The organism is Tepidiforma sp. (genome assembly GCF_026419595.1).
In the GTDB taxonomy this organism is placed as follows: domain Bacteria; phylum Chloroflexota; class Dehalococcoidia; order Tepidiformales; family Tepidiformaceae; genus Tepidiforma.
Window position 1 is genome coordinate 1 of sequence record NZ_JANZZD010000036.1, and the last position, 19,981, is coordinate 19,981.

At 70.8% G+C, this 19,981-nt stretch carries 13 protein-coding genes and 1 pseudogene; 9 read left to right on the top strand and 5 right to left on the bottom strand.

Features of this window, described 5'->3' with window-relative positions; genetic code table 11:
* On the top strand, nucleotides 1-332 hold a 332-nt coding region (locus N2041_RS13210; RefSeq protein ID WP_297679046.1), incomplete at its 5' end, for a TCP-1/cpn60 chaperonin family protein.
* A 78-nt stretch (nucleotides 333-410) separates the two neighbouring features.
* On the opposite strand, the gene N2041_RS13215 is transcribed toward N2041_RS13210, so the two are convergent.
* The 3 genes from N2041_RS13215 to N2041_RS13225 all read right to left on the bottom strand — a co-directional run bounded on the left by N2041_RS13215 (nucleotide 411) and on the right by N2041_RS13225 (nucleotide 3,609).
* On the bottom strand, nucleotides 411-1,493 hold the full coding sequence (locus N2041_RS13215) for a Zn-dependent alcohol dehydrogenase (protein ID WP_297679047.1): 1,083 nt from the start codon (nucleotides 1,491-1,493) through the stop codon (nucleotides 411-413).
* Between the two features lie 80 nt (nucleotides 1,494-1,573).
* Nucleotides 1,574-1,963: a large conductance mechanosensitive channel protein MscL gene (gene mscL, locus N2041_RS13220; protein WP_297679048.1), complete on the bottom strand. Its 390-nt coding sequence runs from the start codon at nucleotides 1,961-1,963 to the stop codon at nucleotides 1,574-1,576.
* 191 nt (nucleotides 1,964-2,154) lie between these two features.
* Complete coding sequence (locus tag N2041_RS13225) at nucleotides 2,155-3,609, bottom strand: hypothetical protein (RefSeq protein WP_297679049.1); 1,455 nt, start codon at nucleotides 3,607-3,609, stop codon at nucleotides 2,155-2,157.
* A gap of 552 nt (nucleotides 3,610-4,161) precedes the next feature.
* Here N2041_RS13225 and N2041_RS13230 point away from each other — a divergent pair.
* From N2041_RS13230 to N2041_RS13240, 3 genes are all read left to right on the top strand, one after another.
* Entirely contained in the window at nucleotides 4,162-6,096 is a 1,935-nt protein-coding gene (locus N2041_RS13230) for an ABC transporter ATP-binding protein (RefSeq protein WP_297679050.1), read from the top strand.
* Nucleotides 6,096-8,075 carry an ABC transporter ATP-binding protein gene (locus N2041_RS13235; protein ID WP_297679051.1) on the top strand — a complete coding sequence of 660 codons (1,980 nt, stop codon included), beginning with the start codon at nucleotides 6,096-6,098 and terminating at the stop codon, nucleotides 8,073-8,075. The genes N2041_RS13230 and N2041_RS13235 overlap by 1 nt, the downstream gene beginning before the upstream one ends.
* Before the next feature lie 85 nt (nucleotides 8,076-8,160).
* Entirely contained in the window at nucleotides 8,161-8,337 is a 177-nt protein-coding gene (locus tag N2041_RS13240; protein WP_297679052.1) for a DUF1059 domain-containing protein, read from the top strand.
* Between the two features lie 86 nt (nucleotides 8,338-8,423).
* Here N2041_RS13240 and N2041_RS13245 read toward each other — a convergent pair whose 3' ends face one another.
* Both N2041_RS13245 and N2041_RS13250 read right to left on the bottom strand, forming a co-directional pair.
* Entirely contained in the window at nucleotides 8,424-9,539 is a 1,116-nt protein-coding gene (locus N2041_RS13245; RefSeq protein WP_297679053.1) for an EAL domain-containing protein, read from the bottom strand.
* Nucleotides 9,536-10,897, bottom strand: coding sequence for a hemolysin family protein (locus N2041_RS13250; protein WP_297679054.1), 1,362 nt, complete (start codon nucleotides 10,895-10,897; stop codon nucleotides 9,536-9,538). Before N2041_RS13250 ends, N2041_RS13245 begins: the two co-directional genes overlap by 4 nt.
* Nucleotides 10,898-11,442: 545 nt before the next feature.
* Between N2041_RS13250 and N2041_RS13255 the strand changes: the two genes are divergently transcribed.
* From N2041_RS13255 to N2041_RS14940, 5 genes and pseudogenes are all read left to right on the top strand, one after another.
* Nucleotides 11,443-12,516 carry an AAA family ATPase gene (locus N2041_RS13255; protein WP_297679055.1) on the top strand — a complete coding sequence of 358 codons (1,074 nt, stop codon included), beginning with the start codon at nucleotides 11,443-11,445 and terminating at the stop codon, nucleotides 12,514-12,516.
* Nucleotides 12,517-12,550: 34 nt separating this feature from the next.
* A complete protein-coding gene (locus N2041_RS13260; protein ID WP_297679056.1) occupies nucleotides 12,551-14,350 on the top strand; it encodes a VWA-like domain-containing protein in 1,800 nt (599 codons plus the stop codon).
* Between the two features lie 175 nt (nucleotides 14,351-14,525).
* A complete protein-coding gene (locus N2041_RS13265) occupies nucleotides 14,526-18,014 on the top strand; it encodes a DUF3883 domain-containing protein (protein ID WP_297679057.1) in 3,489 nt (1,162 codons plus the stop codon).
* Nucleotides 18,011-18,586: pseudogene (locus N2041_RS14935) on the top strand (DUF1156 domain-containing protein); the annotation flags it as partial. The gene N2041_RS13265 and the pseudogene N2041_RS14935, both read left to right, overlap by 4 nt.
* A 115-nt stretch (nucleotides 18,587-18,701) precedes the next feature.
* Nucleotides 18,702-19,016 (top strand): four helix bundle protein, encoded by a 315-nt coding sequence (locus N2041_RS14940; protein WP_367187733.1) that lies wholly within the window; start codon nucleotides 18,702-18,704, stop codon nucleotides 19,014-19,016.
* The last annotated feature ends 965 nt before the right edge of the window (nucleotides 19,017-19,981 follow it).

Here is a 19,981-nt window from a genome sequence, read left to right on the forward strand (position 1 = left end):
AGACCAAGAACGAGGACGAAAAGGTCGGCATCCGCATCCTCGCCGAGGCCCTCGAGGCGCCGACCTTCACCATCGCCGAAAACGGCGGCCTCGAGGGCGCCGTCATCGTCGACCGCGTCAAGAAGCTCACCAACCCGAACGAAGGCTGGGACGCCGAGACCAACACCTGGGGCGACATGTACGAGCTCGGCATCGTCGACCCCGTCAAGGTCACCCGCTCCGCTCTCGAGAACGCCGTCAGCATCGCCTCGCTCGTCCTCACCACCGAGACTCTCGTCGCCGAGATCCCGCAGCCCCCGGCCGCGCCGCCGCCCCCGCCCGAGGACTACTAGCCCGGCATCCTGCCCGGAGACACGCCGGCCCCGGTCGCTGCGACCGGGGCCGGTTTTTCGCGGCTTCCGGGAGCCGGGTCAGTCGAACAGCAGCACGGTCCGGGCCACCTCGCCGGCCTTCATCGCCCGGAACGCATCGTTCACATCCTCCAGCCGCCCCGTCCGCGTGATCATCTCATCCAGCTTCAGCCGGCCCTGCATGTAGAAGTCCACGTACCGCGGCATATCCTTCAGGAAACGGTTCGAGCCCATCGAAGAACCCTGGATCCGCTTCTCCTGCAGGAAGCTCGGCCCGTCCAGCTCCACCTTCTGCCCCACCGGGATCATCCCGATGATCGTCGCTGTCCCGCCGATGGCCAGGCACTCGAACGCCTGCTCCGCCGCGCGCTTCAGCCCAATCGCCTCGAACGAGTACTCCACGCCGCCGCCCGAGATCTCCCGGATCGCCTCCACCGGGTCACGGCTCGAAGCGTCCACGACGTGCGTCGCCCCCAGCTCCTTCGCCTTCGCCAGCTTCGACTCCACGGTATCGACGGCGATGATCATCCGCGCCCCGCCGATGCGCGCCCCCTGGATCGCCGCCAGTCCAACCCCGCCGCACCCGAACACCGCCACCGACGCACCCGGCTCCATCTTCGCCGTGTTCAGCACAGCGCCCACCCCGGTCGTCACGCCGCAGCCGATGAGCGCCGCCGCCGCAAGCGGCATGTCCTCGCGGATCTTCACGATCGCGTTCTCGTGCAGCAGCATCTTCTCCGCGTACGACCCCAGGTTCGCGAACTGCACCACCGGCGTCCCGTTCCACGTCAGCTTCGGCGGCATATCCGCGCCACGCTGCCGGCTCGGAGCACGGCAGAGGTTCGGTCGGCCGCTCACGCACATCTCGCAGTGCCCGCAGAACACGCTCAGGCAGCAGATCACGTGGTCGCCCGGCTTCACATACGTGACCTGGTCGCCCACCTCCTCCACGATCCCTGCCGCCTCGTGCCCGAGGATCGCCGGCGCCTGCAGCGGGTACAGCCCATCCACGAAATGCAGGTCGCTGTGGCACACCCCCGAGGCGACGGTGCGCACGATCACCTCACGGCCGCGGGGCCGGTCGATCTCCACGTTCTCGATGGTCAGCGGCTGGTGCGGGCCATGGAACACCGCGGCTTTCATGGGGTAGCGTCCTCCTTCTCCTGCTGCCGAATCGGCGCGCGGAGTCTACCCCATCCGGGCGGCCGCGTGGCGAACCGCCGCTACCGCGTCTTCAGCAGGTCGCGAATCTCCCGCAGCAGCTGGATCTCCTCCGGCGTCGGCAGGTCGGCCGGCGCCTCGCCCCGCTTCCGCCGCTCCATCAGCAGGTTCACCGGCTTGATGATGAAGAAGAAGATCACCGCCGCCACGATGACGAAGTTCACCACCGCCTCGAGGAAGAGGCCGATTTCGATCGTGGCATCGCCGATGTCGAAATTGATGCTGCCGAAGCTCGGCTGCCCCACGATCGCCGCGATGAACGGCGTGAGGATGTTCGCGACCATCGAATTTACCACGGTCGTGAAGGCCGCGCCGATGACCACCGCAATCGCCAGGTCCAGCACGTTCCCGCGCAGGACGAAATCCCGGAACTCTTTCAGGATGCCAGCCACCTTGGTCCTCCGTTCCCGGCCGGGGGCGCCCGCCGGATGGCGGATTCTCGGTGCCCCGGCCGGGAACGGTCAAGACGCGCCGGCAGGTGCCGGGGCGCGCCGCCCTGGAGGAACGCCGCAGCGCGGCCGGCGGCGCAGCCCCGCACCCACACGTACGCCCGCTCCGCCCCGCCCCGATCAGCTCCCCGCATTCAGCGCCACTGCCCGAACATCCCGCCCGCCGCTGGCCACGCGTCGCCCGTCCGGGGGTCCAGCAGCCAGCTCATCGCCGGCAGCTCGCCCTTCTCGCCCGCGTAATCCTGCACCGTGAACGTCAGCAGCCCCGCACCGGCTGGCCGCAGGTCCAGCACGTTCACGAAGGGGTATACCCGGCGTTCGCCCGTCCGCAGGTTCGCGACCACGATGCCGTTCCCACCGTCCCCCTGCAGAAGTTCGTGCCACGCGACCGTCTCCTCGTCGGCCCAGGCAGACGTCAGCCCCGGCGAGCCGCCGCAGCGGCCCCCCACGAACCCCGGCGCCGGTCGCGCGAACTCCCTCACCGCCCCGCTCTCGAGGTCCACCACCCGAACCGGTCCCGTGAACGGCACGAGCAGCGCCTTCGTCCCCGACGGCGATACCGTCAGCTCGCCCGGCCACTCCTCCGGCGCAACCGCCAGCGGAATCGTCCGCTCTCCGCCCTCCAGGGTCTCGACCCGCAGCCCGGCGCCCGGGACCCACGTCACCACGCCGCTTCCGTCGGGGAGCCACGCCAGGTTCCACGACGCGGGACCCGCGAACGGCCGGACCTCCCGGAATGGCGGCGATGTCCACCCGTAGCCGCCGGGGCAGGCATCGCACACCGCCGGGATGCGCACGGCGAGGCGGTCGCCCGGTCCCCACATCACGGGCAGGGCGCCGTTGAGCTCCGCCGCCTCCCCGGTCGCCGTATCGAACACTGCGCCGCCCGCCATGTCTGGGTCGAACTGCCCCGCGGCGACGAAGCGCCCGGATGGCGACAGCGGCGACGGCCGCACGCCGCTCCAGCCCGCGTTGAACGGCAGCCACGGGCTTCGGGATACCGTCCCGCCGCTGTCCGCCGTGGCCACCTGGCTCCATTCCCCCAGCGCCCCCGCCACGGCGGTCACCGAAGCGAAGGGGCCGAAGCCCTGCCGCGCCCCCGGCGCCGGCTCCGTGTACCGCACGGCTACCCAGCCTCTCCCCAGCGCATACCGCCACGTTTCGCCATCTGCGTCCGCAGGCTCGCCCCAGAGCCACAGCAGCGTCCCCTCGGCCGCGCATTCCCGCGGCGCGCCCTGGCCCGAAAGCCCCGGCAGGTAGCGCACGTTCAGGCAGTCGCCGTCGCCCGTCCGCACCCGCACCGGGTCTGCCGTCACCGGCCCGAAACCAGGCCAGTCGCCCGGCGGCGGCGCCGAGCGCGCTGGCGCCGCGGGCGGCGGTGTCCACGGTGTCGGCGTCGGCGCCGCTGCCGGCACCGTCGCCGTCGGCGCGGCCGCCCCCGGTGCCCCCGGCGGCCCATCCGGGCCCTCCGCACGTGTCGCCGCCGTCACCGCCCCGGCGAACAACGCCGCGCACGCGGCAGCCGCGAGCACACCCCGCAGACGTCTGTTCCCTGGCACCATCCGCGCCACCTCCCGGGCCATCGCCATGTCCTTGAGGACGTCCCCCTGCCGGCGAAATGTTCCTTGCTCCCGGGCGGAGGTTGAAGGTTGAAGGTTATCCTCCCCCCCAACTCCCAACTCCCAACTCCCCACCCCGTAGCCGCGGGGCTCCGTCCCCGCGGAGGGCCGGTGAGGCCCACCCGGACGTTCGCATCCGCTCGCCCTCCCGCCTCCCGGTTCCCGGTTCCAGGGGCATCCGTCGGGCGCATGGCGCCCCGCGGGGACGGAGTCCCGCGGCTACGGTTGGAGGTTGGAGGTTAGAGGTTGGAGGTTGGAGGTTGGAGGTTGGAGGTTGGAGGTTGTTCTCCCTCCCCGTTCCCGTCTCCCGCCTCCCGGTTCCCGGTTCCCTCCCCGCCCCCACCGCCGCCGCGGAGCGGCGGCATCCCTCGGCGCCGCCGGCGAAGCCGGCCAGCCATCCCCCGCGGCGCCAGCCGCGCCACCGCCGGCGAAGCCGGCCCGCCGCCCCTAGTCAGTCAGCCAGCCTACTTTGACGTTCGCGTCAACGTATGATAGCGTCCCATCCGAGGAGGGAACGCGCCCGTGCGCTGGCTTTTGCGCCTCGTCCCCTACGTCAACAAGTACCGCGGCCAGTTCATCGTCGCCTGGGTCTGCGTCATCCTCGCGGGCGCCTTCGTCATGGTCAGCCCGCTCCTCATCAAGTTCGCCATCGAGTTCGGCCTTCAGCCCGTCCGCGATGCCGACGGCCGCCTCACCGGCCTCGAAGGCAACGAGCGCCTCCTCATCCTCGGCTCCGCCGCCATCGTCGCCTTCGCCATCGCCCGCGGGCTCGCCGCTTTCGGCCAGCAGTACCTCGGCGAAACCATCGGCCAGAACGTCGCCTACGACATCCGCAACCGGATCTACGACAACCTCCAGCGCCTCAGCTTCGCCTACCACGACAAGGTGCAGACCGGCCAGATCATGAGCCGCGCCACCCAGGACGTGGAGAACATCCGCATCTTCTTCGCCATGGGGCTGCTCCGGTTCTCCTACATCATCCTGATGATCGTCATCTCCATCGTCGGGATGCTCATCATCAACTGGCAGCTCGCCCTCGTCTCCTTCATCTCTCTCCCCATCCTCGCCTGGCGCTCCATCGTCACCAGCCGCCGCCTCCGGCCCATGTGGCTCCAGATCCAGCAGAACCAGGCCGAGATGACCCAGGTCGCGGAAGAGGCCCTCACCGGCATCCGCGTCGTCAAAGCCTTCTCCCGTGAGGCCTTCGAAAGCAAGAAGTTCGCCGATGCCGCCAAAAAGCAGGCCGACCTCTCCTACCAGGCCGCCATGATCCAGGCGAACAATCAGCCCCTCCTCCAGGGCATCTCCGCCGCCCAGATCGCCCTCACCGTCGGCGTCGGCGCCTGGTTCGTCTCCCGCGGCTCCCTCCAGGCGCAGGACGTCCTCACCTTCACCCTCTGGCTCAACCTCCTCCAGCTCCCCATCCGCACCATCGGCTTCATGATCAACATCATCGCCCGCGCCATCAGCTCCGCCGAGCGCGTCTTCGAACTCATCGATGCCCAGTCCGCCGTGCAGGAGAAGCCCGGCGCCCTCCCGCTCACCGACGTCAAAGGCCACGTCGTCTTCGAACACGTCAGCTTCAGCTACGACAACCTCAGCCCCGTCCTCTCCGGCGTCGATATCGATGCGAAGCCTGGCCAGGTCATCGCCCTCCTCGGGCCCACCGGCTCCGGCAAGTCCACCATCGTCAACCTCATCCCCCGCTTCTACGACGTCACCGAAGGGCGCATCCTCATCGACGGCGTCGACATCCGCGACGTCACCATCGAATCGCTCCGCAAGAACATCGGCATCGTCCAGCAGGACGTCTTCCTCTTCATCGGCACCATCCGCGACAACATCGCCTACGGGAAGCCCGATGCGACGCAGGAAGAGATCGAGCGCGCCGCCAAAGCCGCCCGCATCCACGACTTCATCGTCTCCCTCCCCTACGGCTACGACGAATGGGTCGGCGAACGCGGCGTCACCCTCTCCGGCGGCCAGAAGCAGCGCATCGCCATCGCCCGCACCCTCCTGCTCGACCCGAAGATCCTCATCTTCGATGACTCCACCGCCAGCGTGGACACCCAGACGGAGTTCCTCATCCAGCAGGCGCTGCAGGAGCTCATGAAGGGCCGCACCACCTTCGTCATCGCCCAGCGGCTCCGCACCGTCATGCGCGCCGACGAGATCATCGTGCTCGACCAGGGCCGCGTCATCCAGCGCGGCACCCACCAGGAGCTCATCCAGCAGGAAGGTCTCTACCGCCGCATCTTCGAGCTCGAACTGAAAGACCAGGAAGAGGCGCTCGGCCGCACCGTCACGCCCCGGCCGACGCCCGGCGGCGACCCGGCGCTCGCCGAGCGCCTCCGCGAGCGCGTCCGCAGCGGCGACACCGAGGGCCTCCCGCCGCAGCTCGTCGAACGCGTCCGCGCCCGCCTCATCGCCGAAGGCCAGGCCGGGGGAGGCGCCTGATGGGCATGTGGGGCGGCGCCGGCGCAGGCGGCTGGAGCTCCGGCATCGGCGGGCAGCCCGGCGGGCCCATGGGCCGCGCCATGATGGGGCGCGGCGCCGACGGCTGGGACGACGAATACCTCGGCAAGGTCTACGACGCCAAAGTCGTCCGCCGCATCCTCCCCTACCTCGCCGAGTACAAGCTGCAGGCTTTCATCGCCCTCGCCTGCATGGTCCTCTCCGCCCTCGCCAGCTTCTTCCAGCCGCTCCTCATCGGCCTCACCGTCCAGGCCGGCATCAACCACGACAGCCGCCGCATCCTCACCCTCCTCGGCGTCATGCTCGGCCTCGCCGTCGTCCAGTGGCTCGCTGCCTACGGCCAGCAGCGCACCACCGCCTGGATGGGCAACCGCATCCTCATGAAGCTGCGCACCCAGATGTACGACCACATGCAGGGGCTCTCGCTCAGCTTCTACGACGAGATGGAAGTCGGCCGCATGATCTCCCGCCTCACGAGCGACGTCACGGTCATGCAGGAGCTCCTCACCTCCGGCTCCCTCACCTTCTTCGCCGACATCATCGGGCTCACCATCATCGTCATCGTCCTCCTGCAGATCGACCTCACCCTCGCCCTCGTCACCTTCGCCATCGTCCCGCCGCTCGTCCTCGTCATGATCTTCTGGGCCCGCCATGCCCGGCAGGCCTTCATCAACGTCCGCATCAAAGTCTCCACGCTCTACGGCACCCTCGCCGAGAACGTCTCCGGCGTCAAAGCCGTCCAGTCCATGGCGCGCGAAGACGAGAACGCCCGCCGCTTCGACCGCCTCAACCAGGACAACCGGCAGGCCAACATCTGGGCCGGCATGCTCAGCGCCGCCATCATGCCCGTCATCGAACTCTCCGTCGCCATCGCCACCGCCTCCGTCGTCATCGTCGGCGGTATCCGCGCCCTCCACGCCGCAGATGTCGATGTCGCCCACTTCTTCTTCGTCCTCACCTCCTTCACCCTCTACGTCGGCCGCTTCTTCGACCCCATCCGCGACCTCGTCCTCCAGTACACCATGCTCCAGCGCGCAATGGCCGGCGGCGAACGCATCTTCCAGGTCCTCGATACCGAACCCCGCGTCAAAGACCGCCCCGGCGCGATCGACCTCGACGACATCGAAGGCCGCGTCGACTTCGAAGACGTCCACTTCCACTACGTCGAAGGCGTCCCCATCCTCCGCGGCATCACCCTCCACGTCGAACCCGGCGAAACCATCGCCCTCGTCGGCGCGACCGGCGCCGGCAAGACCACCATCACCTCCCTCCTCATGCGCGGCTACGACGTCACCGGCGGCGCCATCAAGATCGACGGCCGCGACATCCGCGACATCACCCGCCGCTCGCTCACCCGCCACATGGGTGTCGTCCTCCAGAACCCCTACCTCTTCTCCGGCACCGTCCGCGAGAACATCGCCTACGGCCGGCCGGATGCCACCCAGGACGAGATCGAGCGCGCCGCCAAGGCCGTCGGCGCCCACGACTTCATCATGCGCCTCGAAAAAGGCTACGACACCGTCCTCCAGCAGCGCGGCCAAAACCTCTCCGTCGGCCAGCGCCAGCTCATCAGCTTCGCCCGCGCCATCCTCGCCGCCCCCCGCATCCTCATCCTCGATGAGGCCACCGCGTACGTGGATACACAGACCGAAGTCATCATCCAGCAGGCGCTCCGCGAACTCCTCAAGAACCGCACCTCCTTCGTCATCGCCCACCGGCTCTCCACCATCCGCGAAGCCACCCGCATCGTCGTCCTCGATAAGGGGCAAATCGCCGAGATGGGCACTCACGAAGAGCTGCTCGCCCGCGGCGGCATCTACGCCAACCTCTACCGGATGACCTACGAGCAGGAGCAGGCCCGCCAGGCCGCCGCCAGCGTCTCCGAAGACGAGGCCTTCGCCAGCCGCCGCCGCGGCGAGGTCTTCGGCGCCGGCGCGCCCCAGCCCGCCGCCGGCCAGTAACCGCGCCGCCCCGCGCCGCCCCTCAAATCCCCGGCCCGGCCTGCCGATACTTCATTCAGCTTCGAACGAAGGAGAAGGCCACCACATGAAACAGTTCAACTGCGGGGATGTCGTCCCCGGCTGCAGCGTCACGTTCCGGTTCGAAACCGAAGACCGGATCCTCGAAGCCGTCGGCCAGCACGCCCGCAAGGACCACGGCCTCACCGATATCCCGCCGCAGCTCATCGAACAGGTCAAAGACAAGATCAAACCCGCGGCCTGACGCCGCGGCAGCCCATCCGCCCCGCGGGCCGGCACAGCGCCGGCCCGTTCCTGTTCTCTGCCCCTCTCCCTCGCGGCAGCGCGCCGTCAGGCGGCAGCAGCGCGCCCCTCGCGGGTCAGCGCCTGCACCAGCCGCTCCACGCGGACCTGGCCGAGCGGCCGCCCGTCCTCGTCCGTCACGATGACGGGGTCGAACCGCTCCGCGGCCGGCCGCGTCAGCGCCCGCTTCAGCACGTCCTCCGCCCGGCAGGCCGGCGTCACCCGCAGCGGCTCCGAGTGGCGCCCCAGGTGCCACATCCGCGCCGGCCGGCCCCACGCGTCCAGCAGCACCAGCGTGCCCGAATCCGGCACCTCGAACGCGCTCGCGAGCGGCGCCGTCGCCACCGGCTCCGCGAACGCGGCCGCCCGCAGCTCCCCGTCCGCCGCCGGCCGCAGCCGCGCGATCGCCTCCCGCACCGGCGCCGGTGTCGGTTCGAAGGCCGGCGCCGGCCGGTTCAGGAAGTACCCCTGCCCGAGCGGCACGCCGAGCTGGAGCACCTCCCGCAGGTCGGCCTCCGTTTCGATGCCCTCCGCGATGACCCACGCATCCAGCCGCGAGGCGAGGTGGCCCACCAGCTCCACCAGCGCCTGCCGCGCCGGGTCGGCGCCGATGCCCGTCACGAACCCCTGGTCCACCTTCACGAACTCCGGCCGCACGTCGATCAGCCGGCGCAGGTCCGCATAGCCCGTCCCCGTATCGTCGACCGCGATGAGCGCGCCGCGCTCCCGGAGCCGCTCCAGCAGCCCGTTCAGCCGCCCCAGGTCCGCAATCGGCGTGTGCTCGGTCAGTTCGATGATGAAGCCGCCGAGGTGCTGCTCGCCCAGCAGCAGGCGCGCGACCTCCTCGTGCTCCAGCGCCGAAGGGTCCAGGTTCACCGTGAGGAACGTGTTCATCGGCGCCTCGGCGCGCAGCCGCAGCGCCTGCCGGACGACCGCCGCCTCGAGCTGCGGACCGAGCCCCAGCCGGTAGGCCGCATCGAACCAGTGGTGCGGCGGCGCGGCCACCTGCGGGTCCGAAAACCGCGCCAGGAGTTCGAACCCGGCCGGCACCCCGCGCGCCAGGTCCACGATCGGCTGCCGGTGGAGCGCGATGCGCGCCGGCTCCCGCAGCACCCGCGTCAGCGCCTGCCCCCAGGCTGCATCCGAAACCGGCTCGTGGCTCACACCCGTGAGTTTCGGCGCTCCGCCCCCGCCTCTTCAGCCCTGCCTCCCGCCGGCTCCTGCAGCTTGACCACGAGCACGCGGTCGACCCGCCGGCCGTCCATCGCCATCACGCGGAACTGGTAGCCCGGCACCTCCACCCGGTCGCCCACCCGCGGGATGCGGCCGAGCCGCGCCATGATGAAGCCGCCCACCGTGTCGTAGTCCTCGTCGGCCAGCTCCGCCCCGGTGGCGTCCTCCAGGTCCGCGATGAGCGCCAGCCCGGAGACGAGGAAATTCCCCGAGGGCAGCGCCCGCAGCGTATCGTCGCCCTGGGCCCGGCCCCCCAGCCACCGCCCCAGCAGCCGGTAGAGCACCTCATCGGCCGTCAGGATGCCGCTCGTGCCGCCGTGCTCGTCCACCAGCACCACGATCTGCACCTGCTTCGCGCGCATCGCCTGCACCGCCACCTCCACGCTGACCGATTCGGGGATCGCCACCGCCGGCCGCACGAGGTGCCGCCAGGCCGTCTCGCCCCGCCGCACCAGCGCCACCAGGTCCTTCACCTCGAGGATGCCCACGATGTGGTCGAGGCTCTCCTCGTAGACCGGGTAGCGCGAATGGTGGTAGCGCTCGACGAGCTCGAGGATCTCGTCGAGCGTGGCGCCCGCCTCCACCGCCACCACCTCCGTCCGCGGCACCATGATCTGGTCCGCCTGGATGGCGCTGAACTCCAGCGCCCGCCGCGCCAGCATCAGCTCGCTCGTCGAAAGCAGGCCCGCCCGCGCCGAGGCCTCGATCACCAGCTCCAGCTCCTCCGGGTCGAGCGATTGCTCCGCCTCCGAGCGCTCCCGGATGCCGAGCGCGCGCACGACCAGCGCCCCCGACCGGTGGAGGAACCAGACGAACGGCCGGAACACCTTCGCGAAGACCAGCACCGGCGGCGCGACGAACAGACCGACCCGCTCCGTCCGCGCCAGCGCGATCGATTTCGGCGCCAGCTCCGCGAAGATGATGACGAGCGCCGTCACGAGCAGGAATGCGATCGCCGTCGCCGCGATGCCGGCCGTCCGCGCCGGCGCCCAGGCGAGCGCCCCCGCGAGCGCCGGCTCGAGCAGGCCCGCCAGCACCGGCTCGCCCAGCCAGCCGAGCGCCAGCCCGCACATCGTGATGCCCAGCTGCGTCGCCGCGATCGTCGCATCCAGCTGCCGCAGCGCCCCGAGCAGCAGCCGCGCCCGCGCCTGCCCGGCGGCCGCGAGCTGCTCCACCCGGGTCCGCCGGACCCCGACGAAGGCGAACTCCGCCGCCACGAACAGCGCATTCAGCGCGATGAGTACGAGGAGCCCCGCGAGCCCCAGGCCGACCAGCCACGCGTCATCCATGCGCGCATTGTAGACGTCCCGGCGGGCAGCCCCGCCGCACGCGGGAGCATCGCCGGCGGGCCCCGCGCAGCCGCCGCCTGCAGGCCCCCGCGGGCCTTCGCAGGCCGCCGCTGGGCCCCCGTTCTGCCCGCCGCGGAAGCCCTCATCGGCCCCGGAACCGGGCAAAACTCGTCACGATCTGTCGCGAAAAATCCCTCCTACTCCCGGTCAAACCCTGCTAAAATTGACCATGTCGCAGGGCAGTCATCCCGCCGCCGGAGCAGCGCCCATCGGCCGCCCGGCCAGCCTCCAAGAAGCGCCCGCGCACCCATCCTGAGGAGAGGTCGAACCGAGCCGCTCCAGCCCCGCAGGTCCATCCCAGCCGCTCTCCAGTAGCCCGTGCACGGCCGCCCGCGGCGGTGCGCGCAGGATCCCGCGCGCCGTCAGCCCACCCTCGGTCACCCATCCCGCTCCGGCCGGGTCCGGCCCGGCCCCCGGAATCCTCGCCGCCCCCTCGCCGCACCTCACCGCAGCGGCCTGGCCATCCATTTCCCCTGGAGGTTTCCGTGTCCCCGACCCTCACCGCCCTCGTCCTCGCCATCCACGCCCGCGTTCCCGTCCTCCTCTGGGGCGCCCCCGGCACCGGCAAGTCCTCCGTCATCCGCCAGCTCGGCGAACGCCTCGGCCTCCCCGTCGAGACCGTGATCGCTTCCATCCGCGAACCCTCCGACTTCGCCGGCCTCCCCGTCGTCACCGACGGCCGCGTCCGCTTCGCCCCGCCCGACTGGGCCGTCCGCCTCGCCCGCCACGGCACCGGGCTCCTCTTCCTCGATGAGATCTCCACCGCGCCCCCGGCCGTCCAGGCCGCCCTCCTCCGCGTCGTCCTCGAACGCACCGTCGGCGACCTCGAACTCCCGCCCGGGGTCGCCATCGTCGCCGCCGCCAACCCCGCCGCCCAGGCCGCCGGCGGCTGGGACCTGAGCGCGCCGCTCGCCAACCGCTTCCTCCACCTCGACTGGCACGTCAACGGCCTCGCCTGGGCCGACGGCTTCGTCAGCTCGTGGGCGAAGCTCGAAGTCCCGGAACTCCCGGCCGACTGGACCGCCGGCCTCCCGGCCGCGCGCGACGAGATCGCCGGCTACATCCGCCAGCGCCCCGACGCGCTCCTCAGCGTGGCCGAAACCGCCGAAGCCGCGTCCCGCGCCTGGCCTTCGCCGCGCACCTGGGAGATGGCGGCCCGCCTCCTCGCCGCTGCGCGCGCCGCCGAAGCGCCCGCCGAGGTCCTCGAAACGCTCCTCGCCGGCACCGTCGGCAACGCCGCCGCGCGCGACTACCTCACGCTCCTCCGGCGGGGCGCCGCCTGGGACCTCGACCGCGCCTTCCAGCGCCCCGATGACGCCCGCATCCCCGAATCCCCGGACGCGCTCGATGGCTTCCTCCGCGCCGTCATCGCCCGCTTCGCCGCCAGCGCCGATGAAAAAGCGTGGCAGCGCTCGTGGCAGCTCCTCGCCAGGGCGGCCGACGCTGCCGGCGTCGATGCGGTCGTCCCCCACGCCATCGCCCTGCACGAAGCCGGGAGCGACGCCTTCCTCGTCCCGGCCGAGGCCCGCCCGCTGCTGGAGGCGCTCCGTGTCTCCTAGCGGCCCTCTCCGGGGCGTTCCGCCCTTCGCCGAGATGCCGGTCGTCGTGCTCATCCAGCACAACTTCACGCTCCGCAAGGGCGACCCCCTCACCGGCTGGCCGCGCCGGCGGCCGGAGGTCTACACCCGCGGTTCCGAACCGCTCGCCCGGCCGTGGGGCCGCCAGGGCAGCATCATCGCCGCCCGCATGTCCATGGAACGCATGGTCACCTGCACGTTCCGGGGCGAGTTCTCCCGCTGGGTGTACGTCATCGGGCGCGTCGCCGTCGTCATCAACCGCGTCTTCGAACTCCCCGGCGAACCGTTCGAGGCCCTCTGCGGCGCCATGATCCGCCTCCGTCCCGGCATCCGCGAACGCGAAGCCTTCGCGCGGCTCCTCGCCGAAGAGGTCGAGCCCGGCGACCCCGACTTCGAACGGGTCGCGGCATTCCTCCAGCGCTGCGCCATCCCTGCGCCCCCCGACCTGGCGGAAGACGTGAACCGCTTCCTCGAGAGCATCGACCCCGACCTCCAGGAGCTCGCGCCCCGCGGCGACCGCTTCGAACGCGCCCGCGCCGACCTCGTCGAACGCCTCCCGTTCTTCGCCTATCTCGCCTATCACATCCGCCATACCTCCGACCCGGAGACCCCCACCGCCGCCATCGATAAGCGCGGCCGGCTCCGGACCAACCCGGCGTGGTTCGAGCCGCTCACGCGGCCCGAAGCCGCCGCCGTCGTCTACCACGAAATGGCCCACCTGCTCCGGCGCCACTTCGACCGCGCCGAGCGCGCCGGGGCCGCCGGCGACCTCTGGAACATCGCCGCCGACCTCGAAATCAACGACGACATCCCGGGGGAATTCACCCTCCCGCCCGGCGCCCTCACCCCCGGCATGTTCCGCCTCCCCCGCCGCCGCACCGCGGAGGAGTACTACCGGCGGCTCAGCGCCCGGGCCGAGAAGAACCTCCGCATCGCGCGCGAGGCAGGCTGGCGCCCGTGCGGCTCCGGCTGCGGCGCCAACCCGAACGAAACCCCCGAGCCGGACAGCGGCGGCGACCCGGGCCTCAGCCGCCTCGACCTCGACCACATCGCCGAGCAGGCCGCCGAGCGTGTCCTCGACGGGAGCTACCAGTCGCGCGTGCCCTACTTCCTGTGGCGCCGCGACGCGCGCCAGGGCCGCATCCCCGGCGGCTGGATCCGCTACTTCGAAGAGCTGCGCACTCACCGGCACGACTGGCGCCAGGAGCTCGCCCGCGCCGTCCGCGGCGCCCTCGAACGGCTCCCCGGCATGGCCGACTACACCTACGGGCGGGCCTCCCGCCGGGCCGCCGCCGTCGCGCCCGTCATCCTCCCCGGCCTCTGCAGCCCGACGCCCGAAGTCAGCATCGTCATCGATACCTCCGGCAGCATGTCGTCCGACCTGCTCGGCCAGGCCCTCGCCGAAACCCGCGCCATCGTCCGCGCCAACGGCGGCCGCGGCGCCAACGTCCACCTCGTCGATGCCGCCCTCCACGGCACCATCCGCACCCGGACCGGCACGGGCATCCAGCTCCGCGGCGGCGGCGGCACCGATATGCGCGTCGGCATCGCCGCTGCCCTCGCCGCCCGCCCCCGCCCCAACGTCGTCATCGTCCTCACCGATAGCTTCACGCCCTGGCCCGAGAAGCCGACGCCCGTCCCGCTCATCGTCGGCGTCGTCGGCGAGCGCTCCGTCTCGCGCTGGGATGTCGACCGCGTCCCGAAGTGGGCGCGCGCCATTCCCATCCCGCTCGAGCCCTCGAATTGGCCTGCCTGGCCTGACGCCGCCGCCGGCACCGACCCCATGATGCCCCCCGTGGTCAGGTGCGGTCGCTGACCGCCGCCTCACCCGCAAACCGCCCCCGAAAACGTGCACCGGCCCGGGGAACTCTCCCCGGGCCGGCGGCAGCCAGTAAACTCTTCACCATTCGCGCAGCGGACGGCCGGCCGCGCGACGCCGCAAGAGGGAGTGGAAATTGGCAACATTCGAAGAGCTTTCTGCGGGCGCCAGGGTGCAGGGACTCATCCCGGGCGCCATCGCAAAGATCGAAACCGTCACGCCGCACGGCCCCGATGTCGTGACCATCGCCTACCGCGATGAGCGGACCGGACACCTCACCGAACGCGTCCTCTTTCGCGAAGAAGCCGACGCCATCACCGTCGTCGAAGGCGCCACGCCGTGGGCGTTCGATGGCGATGGCGCGCGCTTCCGCCTCGCCGCCGAGGCCCAGCGGATCCGGATGGCCTACCTCTTCGACCCGATGCTCGCCGTCCACACCTCCAACGTCGTCCCCCTGCCGCACCAGCTCGCAGCCGTCTACGAATCGATGCTCCCCCGCCAGCCCCTGCGCTTCCTCCTCGCCGACGACCCCGGCGCCGGCAAGACCATCATGGCCGGCCTCCTCATCCGCGAGCTCATGCTCCGCGGCGACCTCGAACGCTGCCTCATCGTCACCCCGGCCAACCTCTCCGAGCAGTGGCAGGAAGAGCTCTCCGACAAGTTCGGCCTCGAATTCAAGATCATCGGCCGGCAGGACATCGAAGCCTCCGTCTCCAACAACCCCTTCCGCGAATTCAACCTCGCCATCGCGCGCATCGACCTGCTCAAGCAGGACGACAACATGGCCCGCCTCCGCGGCGCCGACGACTGGGACCTCGTCGTCGTCGACGAGGCCCACAAGATGAGCGCTACCTACGACCGCCACGACATCAAGCGCACCGCCCGCTTCAAGCTCGGCGAACTCCTCGGCCAAAAGACCCGCCACTATCTCCTGATGACGGCCACGCCCCACCGCGGCAGGGACGAGGATTTCCAGCTCTTCCTCAGCCTGCTCGATTCCGACCGCTTCGAAGGCAGAGTCCGCGACAGCACCCGCCAGGTCGATACCAGCGACCTCATGCGCCGCATGCTCAAAGAAGACCTCGTCGATTTCGACGGCAAACCCCTCTTCCCAGAGCGCCGCGCCTACACCGTCAACTACGAACTGAGCGACGAAGAAGCCGAGCTCTACGAAGCCGTCACCCAGTACGTGCGCGAGGAGATGAACCGCGCCGACCGGCTCCCCGGCAAGGACGGCGAACGCCGCCGCGTCGTCGTCGGCTTCGCCCTCACCGTCGTCCAGCGCCGCCTCGCCTCCTCCCCGGCGGCCATCCACGAATCCCTCAAGCGCCGCCTCAACCGCCTCGAACAGCGCCTCGAAGAGGCCCGTCAGACTCGCCGCGTCGCCGAAACCAGGGCCCGGGCCGCCGATGAGCTCGCCCCCCTCGAAATTCCCGAAGGTGCCCTCAACCTCGAAGACCTCGAAGACGACCTGGACGAAGAGCCAGAGTCCGAAACCGAATCCATCGTCGATTACGCCAGCGCGGCCCAGACCGTGCAGGAGCTCGAAGCCGAAATCGCGAGCCTCCGCCGCCTCACCCAGATGGCCGCACGCCTCCGCAAATCCGGCGTCGACCGCAAGTGGGATACGCTCCGCGACGTCCTCGAAAACCCCGAAATGTTCGAAACCGGCGGCGGCCGCCGCAAGCTCGTCATCTTCACCGAGCACCGCGACACCCTCAACTACCTCGTCGAACGCATCGGCACCCTCCTCGGCCGGCCCGACGCCGTCGTCGCCATCCACGGCGCCCTGAACCGCGACGAGCGCCGCAAGGCCCAGGCCCGCTTCACCAACGAGCCCGACGTCCTCGTCCTCGTCGCCACCGATGCCGCCGGCGAAGGCGTCAACCTCCAGCGCGCCCACCTCATGGTCAACTACGACCTCCCGTGGAACCCCAACCGCATCGAACAGCGCTTCGGCCGCATCCACCGCTTCGGCCAGCGCGAGGTCTGCCACGTCTGGAACCTCGTCGCCTACCAGACCCGCGAAGGCGCCGTCTTCCGCCGCCTCTTCGAAAAGCTCGAAGCCGAACGCGAAGCCCTCCAGGGCAAAGTCTTCGATGTCCTCGGCAGCATCCTCACCGAAGTCAACCTCCGCGAGCTCATCCTCGAAGCCATCCGCTACAACTCCACCGACGAAGCCCGCTCCCGCCTCGACCAGGTCATCGAGCAGCGCTGGGACCCCGCCCTCATGAAGCGCCTCGTCGAAGAGCGCGCCCTCGACCGCGTCGTCCTCGATGCCGAGCGCCTCCGCGGCATCCGCGACGCCATGGAGCGCGCCGAGGCCCGCCGCCTCGTCCCCTACTTCATCCAGTCCTTCTTCGTCGATGCCTTCACCCTCCTCGGCGGCACCTGCGTCGAACGCGAGCCCGGCCGCTTCCACATCCCCCACGTCCCCATCGAAATCCGCCGCCGCGACCGCATCATCGGCCGCGCCGACCCCGTCACCCGCGCCTACGAACGGATCTGCTTCGACAAAGCCCGCCGCGACGTGCCCGGCAAGCCCCCGGCCGTCTTCGTCGCCCCCGGCCACCCCCTCCTCGATGCCGTCGTCGACGAGGTGCTCGAACGCTTCGGCAGCGTCCTCGAGCGCGGCACCATCCTCGTCGACGACGCCGAAGAAGCCGCCCCCCCGCGCGTCCTCTTCTCGGTTCAGGGCGAAATCACCGACGGCCTCCCGGGCAAAGCCGATGGCGACCGGCGCGTCATCTCGCGGCGCGTCGACTACCTCGAAGTCGACCGGGATGGCGCCGTCCGCTCCGCCGGCCCGGCGCCCTACCTCGACTACCGCCCGCCCGGCCCCGAGGAGCTCCCCCGCGCCCGTGAGCTCCTCGCCGAGCAATGGTCCGGCTTCGACGTCGAAAAAGCCGCCCAGGAGTACGCCCTCGTCCACCTCACCCGGCGCCACGTCGAGGAGGTCCGCGCCGAGCGCCTCCCCCTGGTCGAAAAGACCCGCACCCAGGTGCGCCAGCGCCTGACCGCGGAGATTCGCTACTGGGACAGCCGCGCCCAGCGCCTCCGCGAAGAAGAAGCCGCCGGCAAGAAGACCCGCCTCAGCTCCGACAACGCCCGCAGGCGCGCCGAGGAACTCGAACTCCGCCTCCAGAAGCGCCTCGCCGAGCTCGACGCCGAGGCCGCCATCGCCGCCGCCACACCCCTCGTCCGCGGCGCCGCCCTCGTCCTCCCCGCTGCCCTCCTCGCACCCGGCGCCGAGGCCGCTTCCCTCGATGGCCCCGCCCGCGCGACGGCGGCCATCGAAGCCGTCGCCATGGCCTACGTCCTCGAACAGGAGCGCCGCGCCGGCCGCGAGCCCGTCGATGTCAGCCGCGACAACCGCGGCTGGGATATCGAATCCCGCGAACCCGACGGCTCCCTCCGCTTCATCGAAGTCAAAGGCCGCCGCGCCGGCCAGGAAACCGTCTGCGTCACCCGCAACGAACTCTTCACCTGCCTCAACAAGCGCGACCGCTACTACCTCGCCATCGTCGTCGTCGACGGCGAACGCGTCGTCGATTACCTCTACCTCCGCGACCCCCTCCAGGGCGACTGGGCCTTCGCCCTCACCAGCCAGAACCTCGAACTCGACAAGCTCCGCACCCAGGCAGCAGGAACCACCGCATGACCGATATCCGCACCCGCACGAAGCTCATCGAAACCGCCCTCCCGCTCGACGCCATCAACGCCGCGAGCGCGCGGGAGAAATCCATCCGCCACGGCCACCCCTCCACCCTCCACCTCTGGTGGGCTCGCCGGCCGCTCGCCGCCGCCCGCGCCGTCATCTTCGCCCAGCTCGTCGATGACCCGGCCGCCGTGCCGGAGGAGTTCCCCACCCCCGAGGCGCAGGAGCGCGAGCGCGAGCGCCTCTTCGACCTCATCCGCCGGCTCGTGCCCTGGGAAAGCACCACCGATGAGGCGGTGCTCGCCGAGGCCCGCGCCGAGATCTGGAAGAGCTGGCGCCGCGCCTGCGCCGACAACGCCGGCCACCCGCGCGCCGCCGAGCTCTTCGACCCCGGCCGGCTGCCCCCCCTCGCCGATCCCTTCGCTGGCGGCGGCACCATCCCCCTCGAGGCCCAGCGCCTCGGCCTCGAAGCCCACGCCGGCGACCTCAACCCCGTCGCCGTCCTCATCAACAAGGCCATGATCGAAATCCCGCCCCGCTTCGCCGGCCTGCCCCCCGTCAACCCCCGGGCGAGGAGCGAGAACGGAGGAGTGAGGAGCGAGAACGGAGGAGTGAGGAGCGAGAACGGCCCGGATGCCGTGAACGAGGATGACGATGCACTACCGGGAGACGACGGTCTGGCAGAAGGCCATGCTCGCGGCGCAGGAAACCTATCGGCTGGTGCCGCGGCTGCCGAGGGAAGAGACGTTCGGGGTGCGGGCGCAACTCACGAGGGCGATGGTCTCCGTGCCGGCGAACATCGCGGAAGGGTGGACGCGCGAATCCCCCAGGGAGAAGCTCCAGTTCCTGGCGATAGCGCATGGCTCGCTCGCGGAGGCGGAGACGATCCTGGCGCTCTGCGAATCGCTGGGATGGTTTCCCCCGGCGGAGACGGCCCGCTTGCGCAGCCTGATGGACGAAGTCAGCCGGATGCTCACGGTCATGCGCCGCAACCGCCGCACCTGAGCCCCCCGCTCACTCCTCACTCCTCCCCCCTCTTTCCTCGCCACTGGAAGGGCGCCGAAGGCCTCGCCGAGGACGTCCGCTACTACGGCGAATGGATGCGGAACGAAGCCGAGCGCCGCATCGGCCATCTCTACCCGAAGGTCACCGTCACCCCCGCGCTCGCTGCCGAACGGCCCGACCTCCAGCCCTACCTCGGCCGCGACCTCACCGTCATCGCCTGGATCTGGGCGCGCACCGTCCCCAGCCCCAACCCCGCCTACCGCCACGTCCAGGTCCCGCTCGCCTCCAGCTTCCTCCTCTCCGCGAAGCCCGGCAAACAGGCGTGGGCCGAACCCGTCATCGAAAACGGCAGCTACCGCTTCACCGTCAGGACCGGCACGCCCCCCGACCCCGACGCCGTCAGGAACGGCACGAAGCTCAGCCGCGGCAGCTTCCGGTGCATCCTCTCGGGTGCCCCTATCTCGCCCGACTATATCAAGGCCGAGGGCCGCGCCGGCCGGATGGGCGCCCGCCTCATGGCCATCGTCGCGGAGGGCGACCGCGGCCGCGTCTACCTCCCGCCGCTGTCGGAGCACGAGCAGTGCGCCATGCTGGCGAGGCCGACGTGGAAGCCGGACGTGGAGATAGCAAAGCGCATGACCGGAGGTAACTGCACGCCGTACGGCCTCACGACCTTCGGCGACCTCTTCACCGACCGGCAGCTGGTCGCGCTCACCACCTTCTCCGACCTCGTGCGCGGGGCGCGGGAGCAGGCGCACCGCGACGCGCTCGCCGCCGGCCTCCCGGACGACGGCGTCCCCCTCCGCGACGGCGGCACCGGCGCCCGGGCCTACGCGGACGCCGTCGCCGTCTACCTCGCCTTTGCTCTTGGAAGGCAATCCGATGGCTTATGTTCACTGGCAACTTGGCAAAGTACCGCGGACAAAGTCCGCGGTACTTTTGCTCGTCAGGCCCTTCCCATGGTC

Bases quoted from the DNA above. Each gene is read 5' to 3' on its own strand.
- N2041_RS13240 (WP_297679052.1), top strand. From the start codon at position 8,161: ATGAAACAGTTCAACTGCGGGGATGTCGTCCCCGGCTGCAGCGTCACG.
- N2041_RS13235 (WP_297679051.1), top strand. From the start codon at position 6,096: ATGGGCATGTGGGGCGGCGCCGGCGCAGGCGGCTGGAGCTCCGGCATC.
- N2041_RS13250 (WP_297679054.1), bottom strand. From the start codon at position 10,897: ATGGATGACGCGTGGCTGGTCGGCCTGGGGCTCGCGGGGCTCCTCGTA.
- N2041_RS13225 (WP_297679049.1), bottom strand. From the start codon at position 3,609: ATGGCGATGGCCCGGGAGGTGGCGCGGATGGTGCCAGGGAACAGACGT.
- N2041_RS13260 (WP_297679056.1), top strand. From the start codon at position 12,551: ATGCCGGTCGTCGTGCTCATCCAGCACAACTTCACGCTCCGCAAGGGC.
- N2041_RS14940 (WP_367187733.1), top strand. From the start codon at position 18,702: ATGCTCGCGGCGCAGGAAACCTATCGGCTGGTGCCGCGGCTGCCGAGG.
- N2041_RS13215 (WP_297679047.1), bottom strand. From the start codon at position 1,493: ATGAAAGCCGCGGTGTTCCATGGCCCGCACCAGCCGCTGACCATCGAG.